General features: G+C 67.3%; 1 pseudogene. It reads right to left on the bottom strand.

What is annotated here, in order from left to right:
• Positions 1 to 281, bottom strand: a pseudogene (locus KVT38_RS33670) (sensor histidine kinase); the annotation flags it as partial.

The raw sequence follows: 281 nt of genomic DNA, 5'->3' as shown, positions 1-281 counted from the left end.
GACGTGAGCGGCGTTCGGAGGACGTGCGACACGCCGGTGATGAGGTCGTTGTTCGTTTTCTCGGCGTGCCGCTCGTCGCGAATCGAACGGTCGAGCTGCACGGCCATCGCGTTGATGCTCTCGGCTATGCGGGCGAAGTCGCCGTACGAGCGGTCCATCTCGATCCGATACTCGTGCCGGCCGCCGGCCACGGCCTGCAAGCCCTCGGTGTTGCGCTCCAGGTAGTCGGCCAGCTTGTCGGCGAGTCTGTCGATGCTGGCGGCTGCCTGGCCAAGCGCCCC

This window comes from Cohnella sp. GbtcB17, from assembly GCF_019091135.1.
GTDB lineage: Bacteria > Bacillota > Bacilli > Paenibacillales > Paenibacillaceae > Cohnella.
This window is presented reverse-complemented; position numbering and strand designations above follow the sequence as displayed.